The organism is Rhodospirillales bacterium (assembly GCA_023898785.1).
GTDB lineage: Bacteria > Pseudomonadota > Alphaproteobacteria > Micavibrionales > Micavibrionaceae > TMED27.
This window is the reverse complement of sequence record CP060239.1, coordinates 960,123-977,262: the sequence shown is the minus strand read 5'-3', so window position 1 is coordinate 977,262 and position 17,140 is coordinate 960,123. Positions and strand designations below refer to the sequence as shown.

The 17,140-nt window shown below is 49.6% G+C and carries 14 protein-coding genes; 6 read left to right on the top strand and 8 right to left on the bottom strand.

Features of this window, described 5'->3' with window-relative positions; translation table 11 throughout:
- The first annotated feature begins 10 nt into the window (after positions 1–10).
- The 4 genes from mfd to H6859_05060 all read left to right on the top strand — a co-directional run bounded on the left by mfd (position 11) and on the right by H6859_05060 (position 5,940).
- Positions 11–3,520 carry a transcription-repair coupling factor gene (mfd, locus tag H6859_05075; protein ID USO06542.1) on the top strand — a complete coding sequence of 1,170 codons (3,510 nt, stop codon included), beginning with the start codon at positions 11–13 and terminating at the stop codon, positions 3,518–3,520.
- A gap of 40 nt (positions 3,521–3,560) precedes the next feature.
- Positions 3,561–4,370, top strand: coding sequence for a gamma-glutamyl-gamma-aminobutyrate hydrolase family protein (locus H6859_05070; protein ID USO06541.1), 810 nt, complete (start codon positions 3,561–3,563; stop codon positions 4,368–4,370).
- A gap of 82 nt (positions 4,371–4,452) precedes the next feature.
- Positions 4,453–4,872: a hypothetical protein gene (locus H6859_05065; protein USO06540.1), complete on the top strand. Its 420-nt coding sequence runs from the start codon at positions 4,453–4,455 to the stop codon at positions 4,870–4,872.
- Positions 4,873–4,896: 24 nt separating this feature from the next.
- On the top strand, positions 4,897–5,940 hold the full coding sequence (locus tag H6859_05060; protein USO06539.1) for a phosphotransferase: 1,044 nt from the start codon (positions 4,897–4,899) through the stop codon (positions 5,938–5,940).
- Here the strand turns inward: H6859_05060 and H6859_05055 are convergent.
- Complete coding sequence (locus H6859_05055) at positions 5,918–7,222, bottom strand: O-antigen ligase family protein (protein ID USO06538.1); 1,305 nt, start codon at positions 7,220–7,222, stop codon at positions 5,918–5,920. The two genes, H6859_05060 and H6859_05055, sit on opposite strands and share 23 nt — an antisense overlap.
- 2 nt (positions 7,223–7,224) lie before the next feature.
- A complete protein-coding gene (locus H6859_05050; GenBank protein ID USO06537.1) occupies positions 7,225–8,181 on the bottom strand; it encodes a flippase-like domain-containing protein in 957 nt (318 codons plus the stop codon).
- 181 nt (positions 8,182–8,362) lie between these two features.
- Here H6859_05050 and H6859_05045 point away from each other — a divergent pair, with 181 nt between their 5' ends.
- Positions 8,363–9,583, top strand: a complete 1,221-nt coding sequence (locus tag H6859_05045; GenBank protein ID USO06700.1) for an aspartate transaminase — start codon at positions 8,363–8,365, stop codon at positions 9,581–9,583.
- Between the two features lie 4 nt (positions 9,584–9,587).
- Here the strand turns inward: H6859_05045 and H6859_05040 are convergent, their stop codons facing one another.
- From H6859_05040 to H6859_05020, 5 genes are all read right to left on the bottom strand, one after another.
- Positions 9,588–10,739, bottom strand: a complete 1,152-nt coding sequence (locus H6859_05040; protein USO06699.1) for a patatin-like phospholipase family protein — start codon at positions 10,737–10,739, stop codon at positions 9,588–9,590.
- 147 nt (positions 10,740–10,886) lie between these two features.
- Positions 10,887–12,362: a sodium:solute symporter family protein gene (locus H6859_05035; GenBank protein USO06536.1), complete on the bottom strand. Its 1,476-nt coding sequence runs from the start codon at positions 12,360–12,362 to the stop codon at positions 10,887–10,889.
- A gap of 53 nt (positions 12,363–12,415) precedes the next feature.
- Positions 12,416–13,657 (bottom strand): type III PLP-dependent enzyme, encoded by a 1,242-nt coding sequence (locus H6859_05030; protein USO06535.1) that lies wholly within the window; start codon positions 13,655–13,657, stop codon positions 12,416–12,418.
- Between the two features lie 416 nt (positions 13,658–14,073).
- Positions 14,074–15,048, bottom strand: a complete 975-nt coding sequence (trxB, locus tag H6859_05025) for a thioredoxin-disulfide reductase (protein USO06534.1) — start codon at positions 15,046–15,048, stop codon at positions 14,074–14,076.
- Positions 15,045–15,992 carry a mitochondrial fission ELM1 family protein gene (locus H6859_05020; protein ID USO06698.1) on the bottom strand — a complete coding sequence of 316 codons (948 nt, stop codon included), beginning with the start codon at positions 15,990–15,992 and terminating at the stop codon, positions 15,045–15,047. The genes trxB and H6859_05020 overlap by 4 nt, the downstream gene beginning before the upstream one ends.
- 72 nt (positions 15,993–16,064) lie before the next feature.
- On the opposite strand from H6859_05020, the gene H6859_05015 reads away from it, so the two are divergent.
- The gene (locus H6859_05015) at positions 16,065–16,538 is read left to right on the top strand and encodes an Lrp/AsnC family transcriptional regulator (GenBank protein ID USO06533.1); all 474 of its coding nucleotides are present in this window, start codon (positions 16,065–16,067) and stop codon (positions 16,536–16,538) included.
- Positions 16,539–16,545: 7 nt separating this feature from the next.
- Here H6859_05015 and greA read toward each other — a convergent pair whose 3' ends face one another.
- Entirely contained in the window at positions 16,546–17,019 is a 474-nt protein-coding gene (gene greA / locus H6859_05010) for a transcription elongation factor GreA (protein USO06532.1), read from the bottom strand.
- Positions 17,020–17,140: the final 121 nt, after the last annotated feature.

Here is a 17,140-nt window from a genome sequence, read left to right as displayed (position 1 = left end):
TAAGGGATTTATGGCTCAAACCGCAGAAAATATTGAAGTTTCTCAAAACGTCATTTACGGCGCAGTAGAAGGACAGGATGCAAGGTTGCTGGCCGCGCGTGCGCGTGAGATTATGCCTGCTGATAAAGTGCTGGTTCATATCGCACTCGACGATGCGCGCATGGCTATCCTGGGAGAACTTCTGGCTTTCTTCGCACCCGACGCGCATGTAATCGAATTTCCTGCTTGGGACTGTTTGCCCTATGACCGTGTGTCGCCAAATGCAGATATTGTTGTCAAAAGAGTCACAGCGCTGACGCAGATGCTAAACTGGGAGAAAGAATCCAAGCGTTATCCTCGCATTGTTTTGACCACCATCAATGCCGTAACGCAGAGGGTTATGCCCAAGGATGTACTGGACGGTGCGTCTTTTGCCGCGCAAAAAGGCAGCCCTCTAAATGTAGCCGCGCTGCAAAATTTTCTCACACAGAATGGATATACCCGCACGCAAACCGTGCGCGAGGCGGGAGAATACGCCATGCGAGGCGGCATCATTGATCTGTTTCCGCCCGGCTATAGCGATCCACTGCGCCTTGATCTGTTTGGTGATGAGATTGAAACTATCCGCAGCTTTGATCCGCTGACGCAACGCACCCACACAGATGTTAAAAGCCTCCAGCTCCGGCCCGTCACTGAATTCTTCCTCAATGAAGAATCCATTGATCGTTTCCGCAGCAGCTATCGTGAAGCCTTTGGTGTCGTACAAGGCTCCGATCCTTTGTACGAATCCGTCTCAGAAGGGCGGCGTTATAATGGTATGGAACATTGGTTGCCGCTCTTTTATGAAGGCATGAGCACAGTGCTCGATTATGCTGGGCAATATGAAGTAATTCTCGATCACCACGCCCGCCGCGCCGAAGGGGAGCGCCTCAAGCAAATTCGCGATTTCTATCAGTCACGTCAAACCCTCAAAGACGCAGCCCTCAAAAAGAAGAAAAAATCCAAAGACATCAGTCTTTCCGGTGCGTTCTATAATCCGTTGCCACCTGAACGATTATATCTGGGCGAAATCGAATGGGCTGCTACGGTTGCAGATGCACAGCTTCTTTCCCCTTTTGGTGCGCCGGGGCAGGGACATTCCCCCGTCAAAAAAGCCCGCGACTTTGCCGACATCCGTGCGCTTCCCGATGGCGACGTTATCGACGAACTAAAAACTCACATAGCCGGCCTCGCCAACGGCGAGCGTAAAATCCTCATCGCCTGTTTTTCCGAAGGCTCAAAGCAACGCTTGCAAGGGTTGATGGAAGAAGATGGAATCGGCCCGATCAAAGCGGTGACAAACGCCGAAGATTTTAAAAAGCTCAAACCTCGCGATATCGGCTTTGTCATTTTAGGTCTTGAGCACGGGTTTACGTCCGATGATCTTGCGGTGTTGACCGAGCAAGACATCCTCGGCGACCGCCTTGCACACAAGAGCAATCGGCGCAAAAAAGCCGAAAATTTTTTACGCGAAGTCTCAAGTCTTGATGAAGGCGACCTTGTCACCCATATCGACCACGGCATCGGCAAATTCCTCCAACTCGAAACTCTGGAAGCCGCAGGCACTCTGCATGATTGCCTCAAGATCGAATATGCCGGCGGCGACCGTCTCTTCGTACCGGTAGAAAATATCGAAGTCCTCTCACGCTTTGGTGCTGATGAAGGTGCGGTCCAGCTTGATAAACTCGGTGGGGCAGGATGGCAGGCCCGCAAAGCCCGCGTTAAAAAAGATTTGATGGCCATGGCCGATGGTCTTCTCAAAATCGCAGCCGAACGCCAACTCCGTAAGACACAACCTATCGAAGTCTCCAAAGAACTATACCACGAATTCGCCAGCCGCTTTCCTTACGCGGAAACTGACGATCAGGAACGCGCCATTAACGACGTGCTGGAAAGCCTTGCCGGGTCGCACCCCATGGACCGTCTTGTTTGCGGCGATGTCGGCTTTGGTAAAACCGAAGTTGCCCTGCGCGCAGCCTATGTCGCCGCAATGGACGGTTTTCAGGTTGCTATTGTTGCACCGACCACCTTGCTCGCACGCCAGCACTATCTTAATTTTACCAAACGTTTTGCCAGCACAAACTTGCGTATCAAACAACTCTCGCGGCTTGTCTCTACAAAAGAAGCCAATACCATCAAAGACGGCCTCACCGACGGTAGCGTCAATATCGTCATCGGTACGCATGCGTTGTTCGGCAAGGGTATAAAATTCAGCAATCTCGGCCTTTTGGTTGTTGATGAAGAACAACGTTTCGGCGTCAAACAAAAAGAGCGCCTCAAAGAGCTAAAAAACAATGTGCATGTCCTCACTTTGACAGCCACGCCTATCCCGCGCACGCTGCAAATGTCACTTACCGGCGTCAAGGAAATGTCGCTCATCACGACCCCGCCCGTTGACCGTCTCGCCGTGCGTACCTTCGTCATGCCCACCGACACGCATGTTATCCGTGAAGCGCTGCTACGTGAACATTATCGCGGCGGCCAGAGTTTTTACGTTTGCCCGCGCATCGCCGACATGGATGAGCTTGAAGATATGCTCAAAGACCTCGTACCTGAGGTTAAAATTATCACCGCCCACGGGCAAATGTCCCCAACCGAACTTGAAGATCGTATGAGCGCTTTTTACGAAGGCCGCTACGAAGTCTTGCTTGCTACTAATATCATTGAAAGCGGCATCGACATTCCACGCGCCAATACACTCGTAATTCACCGCGCCGATATGTTCGGCTTGGCACAGCTCTACCAGATCCGTGGACGCATTGGCCGTTCAAAGATGCGCGCTTATGCCTATCTCACATACCCCGCTAACGCGCCATTAAATCCTCAAGCGCAAAAACGCCTCGAAGTCATGGAGACGCTCGATACGCTCGGCAGTGGTTTTCAACTTGCTTCTCACGACATGGACATCCGTGGTGCCGGAAACCTGCTCGGCGATCAGCAATCCGGTCATATCAAGGAAGTCGGTGTCGAGCTATACCAGCAAATGCTCGAAGAAGCGGTTGCCATAGCCCGCGAGGGCGTTTCGCTCGATAATATGCCTGCGCAGGATGAAGGCTGGTCGCCCACCATCAATCTCGGGGCGTCCGTGCTTATTCCCGAAACTTATGTGCCGGATCTTGGCGTGCGTATGAGCCTGTATCGCCGTCTCACTGATCTTTTAGAGTCGCAAGACATCGAAGCCTTCGCCGCTGAATTGATTGATCGTTTCGGCGATCTTCCCGAAGAAGTGCAAAATCTGCTCGACATTGTCGCCATTAAACAACTCTGTAAAAAAGCCGGAGTTTCATCGGTAGAAGCAGGGCCAAAAGGTGCAGTTATCGGTTTTCACAATAACACTCCGCCTAATATCGAAGGCTTGATGCACTGGATGACGTCCAAAGGCGGCGCCCTGAAAATGCGCCCAGATCACAAACTCGTTGCCATCCGCCAGTGGGACAGCGTTGCCCGGCGCGTCAAAGGTGTGCAAAACCTGATGAAAGAATTGATGGAAATAACCGCATAATTTTATTGTTTTTTAATATTTTAGCATAAAAAGAGACATCATGAACGCCCACAAGAATATAAAACCGGACAATCATGTCCGCGTTGGCATCCTCGCCGAAAGAAATGAAAATGGTGAGGTATCTATTTGTGAACGCTGGGCGCGTCCATTTGAAAAAGCAGGGATGAATGTTGAATATATTCCCGTTGGTGCTGAAAATATTGATGAAATCTTAGACCGTATTCATGGCTTGCTGCTTCCCGGTGGTGATTCAAACATCAATCCGTATTTCTACGATCCAGGCCAACTCAATGACCATCTCTCCATAGCACAGCAGCGCGATATTGCCCGCGACCGCACAGCCATTGCATTGGCCCAAAAAGCCTACGCCTTAAACATCCCGACATTGGGTATTTGCCGCGGTATGCAGGAAATGCTTGTGGCCTTTGGCGGTGCGCTTGAAACGCTGAATACTCAAATCAATCACGCCCAAGGCTATAATGCTGTTCTGGCCGACGGCACCCGCTGCTTTGAAACCATGGATCGCCCCGTCCACGAAATAGAAATCGTGCCTGGCGGCCTTCTGGATAGCATCTATGATAAGAAAAACTTCTTCGTAAACTCCATCCATATGCAAGGCATCACCCATGAATTCTGGCAACATGATCGCAATAAAGATTTACGGGAGGTTTTCAGAGTCGAAGCCTATGCCCCAGACGGAGTGATTGAGGCAATTAGCACCCATCGCGAACATGAAAAGCGATTTTTTGTAGGTCTGCAGGCTCATTTCGAGTTACCAGGTGCATTGCACATTTCAATCTTCACCCCATTCCGCCGTGAAATTCGTGATTATGCCGCCAATAAATCTTAAGAGCTTGGTCAATCTTGCAAAATATGTCATCCTGACAGAGTATAAGGAATGAAAGGTCATCAGCCCGAAAAGGAGGCCGCGTATGTCACTAGAATACGCCGAAAACCGTATTAAAGAGGCTTTAAAGCTCAGTGGCGGGAATCAGATCAAAGCCCGCCAGCAGATCATTGCCTGGACCTTCGAAGATGCCAAGCTGCTTCACGCGCTGGCCAAGCCGCACCTTTCCGGCATTGTGGCCTATAATATAGAGCGTGTGGCTTCGGGGCGCGCCGATGCCGCACGTGCCAAGGCAGGATTGAAACCGGAAAAACCGCAGGCAACTCAAAAATCAAAGGCTTCAAATGAAGAAGCTTTTGGCTTTGAAATTCTTAAAGCTATAGCAGGCTCCAGCCAGATGTTCGGTCTCGAAGATGCAGGCGCGCCGCGCAAGCGCGCACCAACCTCACAGGCCCACGTCGATGCCCTGCGCGCAATAGCATCCAAACAAAAGAAAACTGATTAACGTCATTAATCAAAGGAGACCGGCGTGTCTCAAGCATTACAAAATCTTCTCTTTGACGAGGATCATCGCCAGATGTTTTTAAAAAAACATGGTTGGGAAATAATGCATTCAGTTGGACAGGATTCCTCTATCCGCCGTTATTTCCGGGTATCCAAAGGATCGCAAAACGCAATTTTAATGGAAACGGTTCCCGACGGCTCTACCCATGCCACGCCTGGCCACAGCCTTGATGATTTTATCCGCATCGCCAGTTGGCTCCGCGACATTGGCCTTAAGGCCCCCGAGATTTATGAACAAGACCTGAAAAACGGATATTTGCTGCTCGAAGATCTTGGCGATTTATGTTTTCGCGACGCGTTAGATTCTGGCGAAGACGCGTCCATGTTATACGGCTTGGCACGCGACATTCTGGACCATATCGCTGCGCAAAATTGTTCGCTGGATCTCCCCGATTATTACGACGCTCATGTTCATCGCCGTCATCGCCGCATCGTTGATTGGTTTATACCGCTAATGCGCGGAACGCCTAATGAAGAAGGGTTGGTTGAAGAATACCTCACTGTTTGGCGGGGAATTGAGTCCAGTGCTCCTCCAGTCCGGCAAGGGTTTCTGCATATAGACTTTCATGCACAAAATTTGATGTGGTTGCCCAGTGAAACAGGCCTAAAACGCTGCGGCATTCTCGATTTTCAGGGGGCTATGCTCGGCCCCCGTCCCTACGATCTTGGTAATATCCTCGAAGATGCGCGCCGCGATGTTCCTGCAGAGGTAAAAAGCCACATTCTTGATCAATTAAGTGAAGACGAACGCATCTGGTTTCGCATTCTCGCTACGCAGTTCCATTGCCGCGTTATCGGTCAATTCATCAAGCAGGCCGTAATCGATGAAAATCCCGCCTATTTAAAGCATGTCCCGCGCCTGCAAAACTATCTAGCTAATGGTCCGAAAGATCCGATCCTCACGCCGCTTGCCCGTTGGTTCACGCAGCAGAGGATAGATTTTTCATCTGCCGCATCGCTGGAAAATTTAGAAATCCTTCGCCCCCTTATTGCTGAAGACGCGCAGTAGGCAAGGCTAAACTCATCCCCAAAATAAACCAGAAAAACCGGGCATAAAGAATTTCATGCAGCAGAGAATAAATCCCAAACGCCAGAAGAATCAACACCGCGCTCATGATAAAGGCTTGATTTTCCGGATCAGCATCACGGCGCTTACGAAGCAGGGTCAGTAATATGGAAACATAAACGCTAACAAACCCCAGCAAGCCAAACGGCCCCATCTCGGTCAAAAGCCACAGCGGCGTATTATCAATCACCGATACATACTGCCGCCCTTCATCTTGTTGCAGCTTTAATATAGTTCCAATCCCTGCGCCGGTAAGTGGATGTTCTTTGATCAATCCCCAACTATCTTGAATAATCTGAATTCGCACCTGATCACCGCGATAAACAGACTCCTCATAGGGCAATGAACCTTCGTTTTTGACATGAGCCTGCACATGCGAAATTTTGCCAAGATTGTGCAGAGCATTTTCGACATTCGCAAAATTTGCAAAAGGCACAAGCAACAGTCCTGCTAACGTCAGAGGCAAACAAACCCGCAAAAAAAGGCATCTTTGGGATATAAGCAGATACAACGCTAGCGGAACCAAAACCAGCAAAGAAGCCCGTGATAGATTTAAAACAAGAAATAAAGGTAATAAAAACCACAGCGCCATAAACCCGATCTTTTGTAGCCGGTTAAGCGCCGGATGCAGCGCCAATTGCATACTGCCGAGGATCAGTGCGCATAAATATAAAAACGCAAACGCGTTTCGGTTGACCATAAAACCGGCCAGATCTCGCCCAAAACTATAACCGAAAAGCGATAATGATGGCAGATAGCCATGGGTATAAAGAATGCGTACGATGCTGTCGCCTGTAATTGCAAGGATCAGAAAGGCAATAAACGGTGTAATAAACCAGCGCAGAATTTCTTCAGGCTTGTTGGTGCACAGCCATCCTCCGGCTAGTAAATACGCCATCAATACGCACCAGCCGATGCCCTTGTTAAACAGCGCCCAATGACTCCAGCCGCCCTGCGCCCAATATCCATTCACCAGTGCAAAGCCGATAATAATGCTGAGAAGGGCAGGGGCCCAATATCCAAACGGTCGTTGCCAATGTGGCCAGCATGATTTTTTCAACAGCAAGCTTCCCGCGATTAAAACGCCCGCAAACGGTAATAGCAAATCGGCCAGATTGGCGCGCAGACCAATATAATCATCAGCGGCAAATAAAGTGATTTGAATTTGCAATGCAACAGCAAAAAGAAAAAGTAGCGAAGCGGAAATACGCGCAATGCCCATCATCTTTAACGTGATAATACCGAAAACTTAAAGGGTGAACTCCGCCGCAAGACTAGCGCAGGGACGCCAGCGATAAACGCGCAGAGCATACTGATTAAACCGATTTGCACGGATACGGCAAAAGCAATCTCAATGGGAATATCAATCAGCCCCAGCCCATAAACAAAGGCACCTTCACGAATTCCCCAACCGCCATAACCGACGGGCAAGCTGGCAATGACCGTAATCAACGGCAGAATTGAAATAAAATATAGCCACGAAAATTCTACGCCCATTGAGGCCGTAACCACATATACAGCAGCAAAATAGGCCACCTGCCCAACCAGACTGCTGGTAAGAATCTTGCCCATCATGTTGTGGTCCGTCATCACCGTACGCAAATATTGAAAGCACATCGCCACTTTCCGATGAGAGAAAATAATTCGCCGCCGGAATGTGTCAAACATCAGCAAAGCGAAGAGAAACGCACCGCTGGCAAAGAGGCTCAAAATAAACACGGCCTGATGCACAACATCATGACTGGCAATTGCGCTGAGCACCGGCAGAAATAAAGCGGTAAGGATGAGCAGCGCAAGCAAGGTCATCACCCGGTCAAGCGCGGTCGCGGCAATCGAGCGCACCAGCGAGATTCCGCTTTGCACACTCATTGCCACGCGTACGATGATCCCCCCGATTGATGTAATGAACAGATAATTAGCAATCATACTCGCCAGTGTTACACGCACCGCATTACGATAAGTAATTCGGCTTTCATGGGCGTTTATAAGCAAAAACCAGCGATAAGACAGTGCCAAAATCTGTACAAAAATCATTCCTGCAGCCAGCAACCAGATCGAACCCTGAATATGGCCAACATGCTCACCAAGCGCGCTTATATCCATCCGCATAGCCAGCAGCGCCATAATCGCCAATGAAACGACGATTTTAATGGAAAGCTTGTGCTGGTTATAAAAATCTTTCATGTGGGTTTCTGATTTACATTTCAGCGATTAAAAAAGGAATACAATACGGAACTTGCCAATCCAATGGGAAATTCTTACAACAAGAGGTAAGACTCTAACACAAAAAGATTCATCTATGTGAAACAAGCTAAATAAAAACATGGCTATGAACAAGAAATATGAACAAGAAAAAGGAAAAACTATGTCCATCATTGCCGATCGCCTCAGCCGTATTAAGCCTTCACCGACCATAGCCGTATCGACCAAGGCCAAGGAGCTTAAAGCCGCCGGGCGCGACGTGATCGGCCTGGGAGCCGGTGAGCCGGACTTCGATACGCCAGATTTTATCAAGGGCGCTGCCAAGGCTGCCATTGATGCAGGCAAAACCAAATATACCGCCGTGGACGGTACGCCGGAACTCAAAGATGCGATTATTGCAAAGTTCAAACGCGATAACGATCTGGATTATGTTCGCGAACAAATCACCGTCGGCACCGGCGGGAAACAGATTCTTTACAATGCGCTGATGGCCTCTGTGAATCCGGGGGATGAAGTGATTATCCCCGCGCCGTATTGGGTGTCATACCCCGATATGACGCTGTTGGCTGAAGGCACGCCTGTTATTGTTGATTGTCCGGAAAACAATAATTTCAAACTTCGTGCGGAGGATCTCGAGGCTGCGATCACTCCGAAAACAAAATGGCTGATCTTTAACTCGCCCTCCAATCCGACCGGCGGCGCCTATAGCCATGACGAGCTTAAAGCGCTCACCGACGTGTTGCTCAAACACCCGCATGTCTACGTTATGACCGATGATATGTATGAGCACCTCGTCTATGACGGGTTTGAATACGCCACGCCTGCCCAGGTTGAACCCAGGCTTTATGACCGCACCCTGACCGTTAACGGCATATCCAAAGCCTACGCAATGACCGGCTGGCGGATCGGTTATGCCGGCGGGCCGAAAGATTTGATTAAGGCCATGGCCAAAGTTCAAAGCCAGAGCACCTCCAACCCGTGCTCAATTTCCCAAGCTGCCGCTGTGGCCGCGCTGAACGGCGATCAATCTTTTCTCGCCGAGCGCAACGCCGTATTTAAGCAGCGCCGCGATTTGGTGGTTGATATGCTCAATGAGGCCGACGGCATTTCCTGCATCACCCCCGAAGGCGCGTTTTATGTCTATCCCTCGTGCGCGGGCTGCATCGGTAAAACGACGCCGGACGGCAAGGTGATCGAAAGTGATGAAGACTTCGTCACCTATTTGCTGGAAAGCGAAGGCGTCGCGTGTGTGCATGGCGAAGCCTTCGGCCTGTCGCCGCATTTCCGCATCTCCTATGCGACATCAACCGAGGCACTCACCGAGGCCTGCAAGCGCATCCAGCGCGCCTGCGCGGCATTACAAGGCGAGGCGAAGGCAGCTTAAACATTTAGTCCAACAACCGGGACCAAAAACTGCGTTTTTGTGGCTTAGAGTCGCGGTTACGCACCAAAATATGACAGAGCCGGTCAAATTCCTGGCTCTGTTCTTCTAGAATTGCCTCAGAGAAGTGGCTCATCCGCTTTAAATTTTCTGATCCGGCGTCGTCAATCGCCATGTTCACCGCATCCGGCTTGCCAATATCGGCCACCAGAGATTTGTTAAATACAAACAAATCATCGCCCAGCTCTTGCCGAAAACTTTCAATAAGCGCCGATTCCGGCGCATGGAACAAAATATTGATCAGCGGTAGATCATTCACCGGATCAACAACGCCAAGCCCGCCATAGCTGTTCCAGTCTTCTTTTTTGAATGAACGGTGCGTATAGCCCGTGCCCAGCAAAATCATAATCACCCGCGTTCCAGCGTCCAAATGCTGGCGGATAGCCCCATGATAGGAAACGCAAGGGTTGTCGAAAATGCTGCCGTCAATGCCGGAATATTCAACGATTTTGCCTGTGGCCGGATTTTGGCTTTTAAAATGATGACAAGGGAAGTATGTCGGCGCCGCCGCACTGGCCAATATGGCATCATGCAATTCGACATCCGGCGTTTTGCGCTGATTACGGCGCTGTTGAATGTTTTTGAGCCATACTGCATGCCCGCCGCCATCAATAAAGTTATTTTTCGTATGAACCGGCGTATTGTCGGTTTCTCCAGCCTCTTCAACCAAATCAAGCTGTTCGCCATCAATATTATAAACCGGAATAATAAGGCTCTTAAGTGTTTCGGAAAGCGTGCGCTTACCGTACAATCCGCGCAGGCAATAGGAAAGGTAAGACGGATCGTAATGCCCCTTGCGCATAAGCCCCTGCAACTGGCCGATCTTCATCGTCCGATTGTTAAAATCATGCACAAAGGCGCGGAAATCCCGAAAGCGATCGCGTGGAAAAATCTTAATGCCTTCGCGTTCGTAAAATTTCACCATATGCCGCGCCCGCCATTTGGGCCGCAAAGGGTCATCATCATGTGGAATATTGAGCGCCGCATTCAAGATAGCGCCCGTTGAAGGTCCGGCGAAAATATCAACCATGTCTGCCATAGGCAGGCCGGTAACCTCTTCGATTTTCGACATAAGATGCGCGGGGATAAGGCCGCGCATCCCGCCGCCATAGTTAAACAGGACAACAACAGTATTTTGATTGGTCTTCACAGCTACAAAAACTCTCTACTTCTGAAAATAAAAGCCAGAATAGAATTTTTTGAGCCGATCCGAAACCATTAAAATGCGTTTGTAATAGTATTGGAATTAGCTCGGTTGTTTCTCAGCTTTTGGCGGATTGATCTGTGGCAGCAGACTACCGGCGATCATGCCAAAAATCGCCATAAACAGTCCGGCGAGTTGCGGCGGGACCAGCATGGATTCGTCTTGCGCGGCCATTCGCACGTTGAGATATTCCAGCACAGACCAGGTAATGACGCCGCAGGCGATGGAAAGCAGCGCCCCGGCATTGGTGGCTTTTTTCCAGTATACACCGAAGGCTAGCGGCACGAAGGCCCCGCACAACGTAACGAGATAAGCGTTCTCGACCATCTCGAAAATACTTAAGCCAGCTGATGTACTTAAGTAAGCGTAGGCCAGTACGACCAGACCGAAACAAAAAACGCAGATTCTCAGGACAGTAAGCAGATGCTTATCGTCGAGTTTGGAGACCAGAATCTCCTTGAAAATGTTTTCGGCCAGAATCGCCGAAGGCGCCAGCAACGTACCCGAGGCTGTAGACATGATCGCCGAAAGAAGAGCACCAAAGAACATGACCTGAATAGGCATCGGTACGCCGTTCAGAATAAATTCAGGTAAGATACGCTGCGGATCTCCGCCTTCGCCCATATGCGTTGTGACCAGGTTCGGATCAATCAGGGTTGCGCCATAGGCGATAAAAATTGGCACAAAGCAAAAGAAGATATAGAACGTGCCGCCAATGACAGTGCCGCGCACGGCGGTCTTTTCGTCTTTCGCCGACATGACGCGCTGAAAGACGTCCTGTTGCGGAATTGAGCCGAGCGCCAGCGTCACGAATGCGCCGATGAAGGCGAGGATAGCCGCCGGGTTCAGATCCGGCCAGAAATCGAATTTATTGTTAGCGGCGGCGTCGTGAACGACTCCCATAAAGCCGCCATCGACCCGTCCGGCGATTAACCAAGCGACAATCAGCAATCCCATGAGAATCATCATCATTTGCAGGAAGTCCATGATCGCAACCGACCACATCCCGCCGAAGATGGTATAAAGCAGGACGATGCTCAGGCCGATGAGCATGCCAACCTCAAAGGAAATAGCTTCACCAGAGATTAAGCTAATGGTCAGTCCCAGCGCGACGATCTGGGCTGAAACCCAGCCGAGATAGCTGACACAGATAGCAAGAGAAACCAGAATCTCGACAGTTTTACCGTAGCGTTGGCGGTAGAAGTCGCCAATAGTCAGCAGTTTCATGCGGTAGAGCCTCGCGGCGAAGAATAGGCCGACAAAAACCAGGCACAGCCCTGCACCGAACGGATCGGCTACAATTCCACCCAGCCCTTCCTCCATGAAGGTCGCAGGCATGCCGAGTACGGCTTCCGAGCCAAACCATGTTGCAAAGACTGTAGCAATGGTTACATAAATGGGGAGCGAGCGCCCGGCAAGAACATAATCGGTGGAGGTCCTGACTCGCAGCGAAGCATACAGACCAATCGCGATTGAGATCACCATATACAGAACGACAAAAACGCCGAGTGCGCTCATTTTATTTCCCCACTAGTTATTTTCCTTGTTACTCCTACGCCGTGAGATTCATACTACACGACGATTTTCCGAGCCGATCCGAAACCATTAAAATCTGTTCGTGAAACTTCACCGTAAGCGCCTAATTGCTCTAACCTGATCCAGTCACCGGTTTGAACATCGGCAGGCAGCATAAAAGGGCCCTTCATCATATCAACAGAATCGCAGGTTGGGCCTGCAAAACGGAAAGGCTTAACGGGGCCTTCAAAAGAACGCTCTTCACGGCGGATCAAATGCGCAGGGTAGGCAAGGCCAATGGAGCCGCCGGCTTCAAACAAACCTCCATAAGTGCCGTCATTAAGGTAAAGGAGATCGTCTTTGCGCCCCTCAACACGTACAACAAGAGCGCCAGCACAGGCAACAAGCCCGCGTCCGATTTCGCACAGCAGCTCGAGTTCCTTAAGCCCGTTCACACGCACAGCACCCTCAATTTCTCGTGTAAAAGCCTGAATAGGGGCCATCGGATTTTCTGTATCTAATTCAGCAGGAAATCCGCCGCCAATATCGAGAACATCAACACTAACACCACTTTCCTCAATAACATTTGCGGCATGGGCAATAGCTTTCGAATACGCGGAAGGGTCTTGGCACTGTGTTCCAACATGAAAACTTAAACCCAGCTTCTTACAATAAGGACGGCAGAGTCTGAGTAGTTCGGCAGCATATTCAGGCTTGGCTCCAAATTTGCTGGAAAAATCGGTCGCCACATCGCTGCCTTGGTTGTCCTTCGGTACGGCCAGTCGTACAAAAAGTTCAAGATCCGCCGCTGCATTGGTTTCATAAAGAATTTTGTCCAGTTCATCGGCATAATCCAGAACAAAAGCCCTTACCTTATGGTTTATATAGGCTTCATGAATAGCTTCCGGAGCCTTGATAGGATGCATAAAATAAATCTTAGCCCTTGGAAACAGTCCTCTTATGAGACGAACTTCGCTAATAGAAGCCACATCAAAACGACGGACTCCGTTCGCATACATGGTTTTTAGCAAGACTTCATCCGGATTGCATTTCACGGCATAAAGAGCGCAGCCGGTAAACGATTTGGTAAATTCCTTGGCTCTTTGCGAAAGTTTTTGCGGTTTTAGGATAGCCACGGGAACAGTAGGGCGTAAGGTTCTGATATAATCGTCGATCACGTCAGAATCAATGTCTGCAGCCCCGGAGCGCGGCGGAATATCATCAAAAGAAATCTGATCTGAATGCGAGAATGTAAGTGCGGAAGCCTCCAGACTTCCCTGGAAAGTATCGTCGGTCATCAACGGTAAACCCTATGCTAAAGGAGGCAAAGCCTCAAGTTAACTACAAGATATACGTCGTTGCATAACCGACATAGGGCCATAGGCACGTGCGTACTTCCTTATGATACAAAAATACCAAAAAAGCAATATTTAATTTAACGTCAACATAGTAAAAAAAACCGGGCAACCACTACAAAATATAGTGGGCCCGGCGAGTTGAACAGGGAGGTTTCACGTCTGGGAGACGTAAGGATCTGTTACGACCCTTATCAACATAGTGTTGATCCCGGGGTTATAGGACATCTCGCCTGCGTTTTCAACATCTTCAGAAGGAAAAAATATGTCGTTTTTTACTCGAAAAACGTTACTTTACTTCGTTGATAGCAATTAAAAACGAGGCGGTGCGGAATGTTTTGGGTGTATTTTATGCTGTTTTATTCCGCTGCATGTGCAGGATTTCTGTTGTTAGGAGTATGTTGCACGGCTAAAAACCGATCGGCTTCCAACGCAGCCATGCAGCCCATCCCCGCAGCTGTGACAGCTTGACGATAGACGTGATCAGCAACGTCTCCGGCAGCAAAAATGCCCGGTACAGAAGTCGCTGTAGAATCTGCAGCCGTGTCGATATAGCCCGCCTCATCCATCTTGATCTGGCCTTTAAAAATCTCGGTCGCCGGATCATGACCAATCGCCACAAACATTCCATCAGCCTCCAGCGTACTCTCTTCACTGGTTTTAACGTTCTTGAGGCGTAGACCTGTCATTCCCGAATCATCACCCAGAACCTCTTCAACGGTGCTGTCCCAAATTACTTCGACTTTTTCGTTTTCAAATAAACGATCTTGCATGATTTTCTCGGCGCGCAAAGAATTACGGCGATGAATTAGCGTAACTTTCGAACAGAAATTCGTCAGGAATAATGTCTCTTCGACCGCAGAGTTTCCTCCGCCGACAACCGCAACGTCTTTACCGCGGAAGAAAAACCCATCGCACGTTGCACACGCCGAAACGCCTTTTCCACGAAACTTCTCCTCTGATGGCAGGCCAAGCCAGCGAGCTTTCGCTCCGGTAGAAATAATAACGCTATCACCTGTATAAACCGTGCCCTGATCACCAATTGCTTTAAACGGACGTGTAGAAAAATCGACTTCCTTTATATAATCATTAATCAGGGTTGTGCCGACATGCTCGGCCTGAAGCTTCATTTGCTCCATCAGCCACGGCCCCTGAATGACATCGGCAAAACCGGGATAATTTTCAACTTCCGTGGTGATCATTAACTGTCCGCCCGGCTCAAACCCAGTCACTAAAATCGGCTCCAGATTAGCGCGTGCCGCATAAATTGCCGCCGTGTACCCCGCTGGGCCGGAGCCGATAATCAAAACTTTTGTATGATGCGTTTCATTCATAATTTTATATGCTTTCTAATTTCATGGGCGATCAAATCAGCATCGTTAAGAGGTTCGTACAACCAACCCTCAAGATTACCGTCAAAATCACGTAAACACCCAGATTGTTTAAGGTTTTCGTGGAGCTTGTCAATACGCGGGTGACCACCTTCCAGAGGAATCATGTAAACGGGTTTGCCGGTCGTGCAAGCTTCGGACAACATCGAAGCACTGTCGGCGGTAACCAGAATAAAATCCGCCCATGCCAGCAGGCCAAAATACGGATTTTCACTTTGCCCGTTCCAGAAATAATGATTGCCCAATTCTCTGCGCAAAATCGCTTCATTCTCTGCGCCGGTGCGGCGCGAAGCAGTAATCATCAAGCTGGCATCAATGTTTTTGAGTTGCGCCGCCAATCGCCGCGTAATCTCGCTGGTCATCCCATAGGCTTTGCTGCTGCCGCCAATTAACACCGCCACGCGCGGAGTCGAAAGCTTGCCGAACTGTGAAAATTCCGCTTTTGCGGTTTCCAGCTTTTTCGGTGTAACTCGGTTGGGCGCTGAGGTCGTGACAATCACATTTTCCCCACGTGTCGGATCGTGCGCGGGCACCGCAACCAGATCAAACTGCTTTGGAAAAATGCGCGGATCCTGAATTTGCACGGTAAATGTTTTTCCGCCGCTTGCCTTTTTAATATAGCGCGAAGCTGCAATCGATTTACGCCCCGAGGCAAGCAGTAAATCTGGCCATGGCCCCGTAAGGGCAGGGGAGAAGCTCCAGTTTTGCTCAAAGCCCAAATAGGGCGAGAGGCTTTTCCACGGCTGACGAAGCTCTATGCGTTTAACTTCCGGCACTATGCCCAGAGCCTCGGCCACGCCAAGACATTGGTTTTCCGTGCCCGCAAGGCCTTCGGTAACAACCCAGCAGGTAATATTTTTTGCCGTATTTTTTGAAAGTTCTTGCATCATGGCTTGCGCAACTTTATATCAAGCTCATAGGTCTTTGTGAAACGATTTAATCTAAAAAAGAACCCCTCCATGCGCCGTTCAAAACTCGATGCTATTGATAAAAAAATCCTGCAAAATCTACAAGCTGATGGCCGAATGACCAATGTCGAATTGGCCAAAGTCGTCGGTATTTCAGCGCCGCCATGCCTGCGCCGTGTGCGCGCACTTGAAGAGGCAGGCTATATTCACAGCTACCACGCGCAGATTGATCCGGCAATTCTGGGCTACAGCGTCACGGTGTATGCTATGGTGCGCCTTGAGTCACAAGCCGAAAAAGACCTCGAAGCCTTTGAAAAACACATGGTTGAGCTGCCGATGGTGCGCGAATGTCATATGCTGGCCGGCGATGTCGATTTCATCCTGAAAATTGTGGCTAAAGACTGGGATAGCTATCAGGAATTTCTGACTCATGAACTGACCACAGCGCCCAATGTAGTCTCGGTAAAATCTTCGCTCAATATCCGCAGCGCCAAAGACGAAGCTGGCGTCCCGATTGAGCAATAACCAGGCTTTATTTATATTTCACCGCCAAAATCTCGTAATCGCCCTTACCTTTCGGTGTTTGAATCACGACAGAATCGCCTTCTGATTTTCCAATCAGCCCACGCGCAATTGGAGAGCTAATGGAGATTTTGCTGTGTGCTAGGTCGGCCTCATAATCACCAACGATTTGATAGGTGGACTCTTCATCCGTTTCCTCATCAACTATGGTCACGGTTGCGCCGAACTTCACCGCGCTACCGGACAGGGTGGATGGATCAATCACCTGCGCTCGCCCAATCACCGCTTCAAGTTCTTTAATGCGCCCTTCGATAAAACTCTGCTGTTCACGCGCGGCGTGATATTCCGCATTTTCCGACAGGTCGCCATGTTCGCGCGCTGTGGCAATCGCCTCAATCACATTCGGGCGCTGCACGGTTTTCAAATCTTTCAATTCGGCCTCTAAACCTTCAAAACCGATTTTGGTAACAGGAATCTGTTCCATGTCGTTCTATCCTTTTTTCGTCATTGCGAGCGTAGCGAAGCAATCCAACTCTTATACTCTTGTTCTGAAGATGGATTGCCGCGTCAGGCCATTCGGCCTTCCTCGCAATGACGGGTGGGGT

Coding starts and splice junctions, on each gene's coding strand:
- greA (USO06532.1), bottom strand. CDS start 17,019: ATGGAACAGATTCCTGTTACCAAAATCGGTTTTGAAGGTTTAGAGGCC.
- H6859_05045 (USO06700.1), top strand. CDS start 8,363: ATGTCCATCATTGCCGATCGCCTCAGCCGTATTAAGCCTTCACCGACC.
- H6859_05015 (USO06533.1), top strand. CDS start 16,065: ATGCGCCGTTCAAAACTCGATGCTATTGATAAAAAAATCCTGCAAAAT.
- H6859_05055 (USO06538.1), bottom strand. CDS start 7,222: ATGATGGGCATTGCGCGTATTTCCGCTTCGCTACTTTTTCTTTTTGCT.
- H6859_05040 (USO06699.1), bottom strand. CDS start 10,739: ATGCGCGGCCTTATCCCCGCGCATCTTATGTCGAAAATCGAAGAGGTT.
- trxB (USO06534.1), bottom strand. CDS start 15,048: ATGAATGAAACGCATCATACAAAAGTTTTGATTATCGGCTCCGGCCCA.
- H6859_05020 (USO06698.1), bottom strand. CDS start 15,992: ATGCAAGAACTTTCAAAAAATACGGCAAAAAATATTACCTGCTGGGTT.
- mfd (USO06542.1), top strand. CDS start 11: ATGGCTCAAACCGCAGAAAATATTGAAGTTTCTCAAAACGTCATTTAC.
- H6859_05030 (USO06535.1), bottom strand. CDS start 13,657: ATGACCGACGATACTTTCCAGGGAAGTCTGGAGGCTTCCGCACTTACA.
- H6859_05050 (USO06537.1), bottom strand. CDS start 8,181: ATGAAAGATTTTTATAACCAGCACAAGCTTTCCATTAAAATCGTCGTT.
- H6859_05035 (USO06536.1), bottom strand. CDS start 12,362: ATGAGCGCACTCGGCGTTTTTGTCGTTCTGTATATGGTGATCTCAATC.
- H6859_05070 (USO06541.1), top strand. CDS start 3,561: ATGAACGCCCACAAGAATATAAAACCGGACAATCATGTCCGCGTTGGC.
- H6859_05065 (USO06540.1), top strand. CDS start 4,453: ATGTCACTAGAATACGCCGAAAACCGTATTAAAGAGGCTTTAAAGCTC.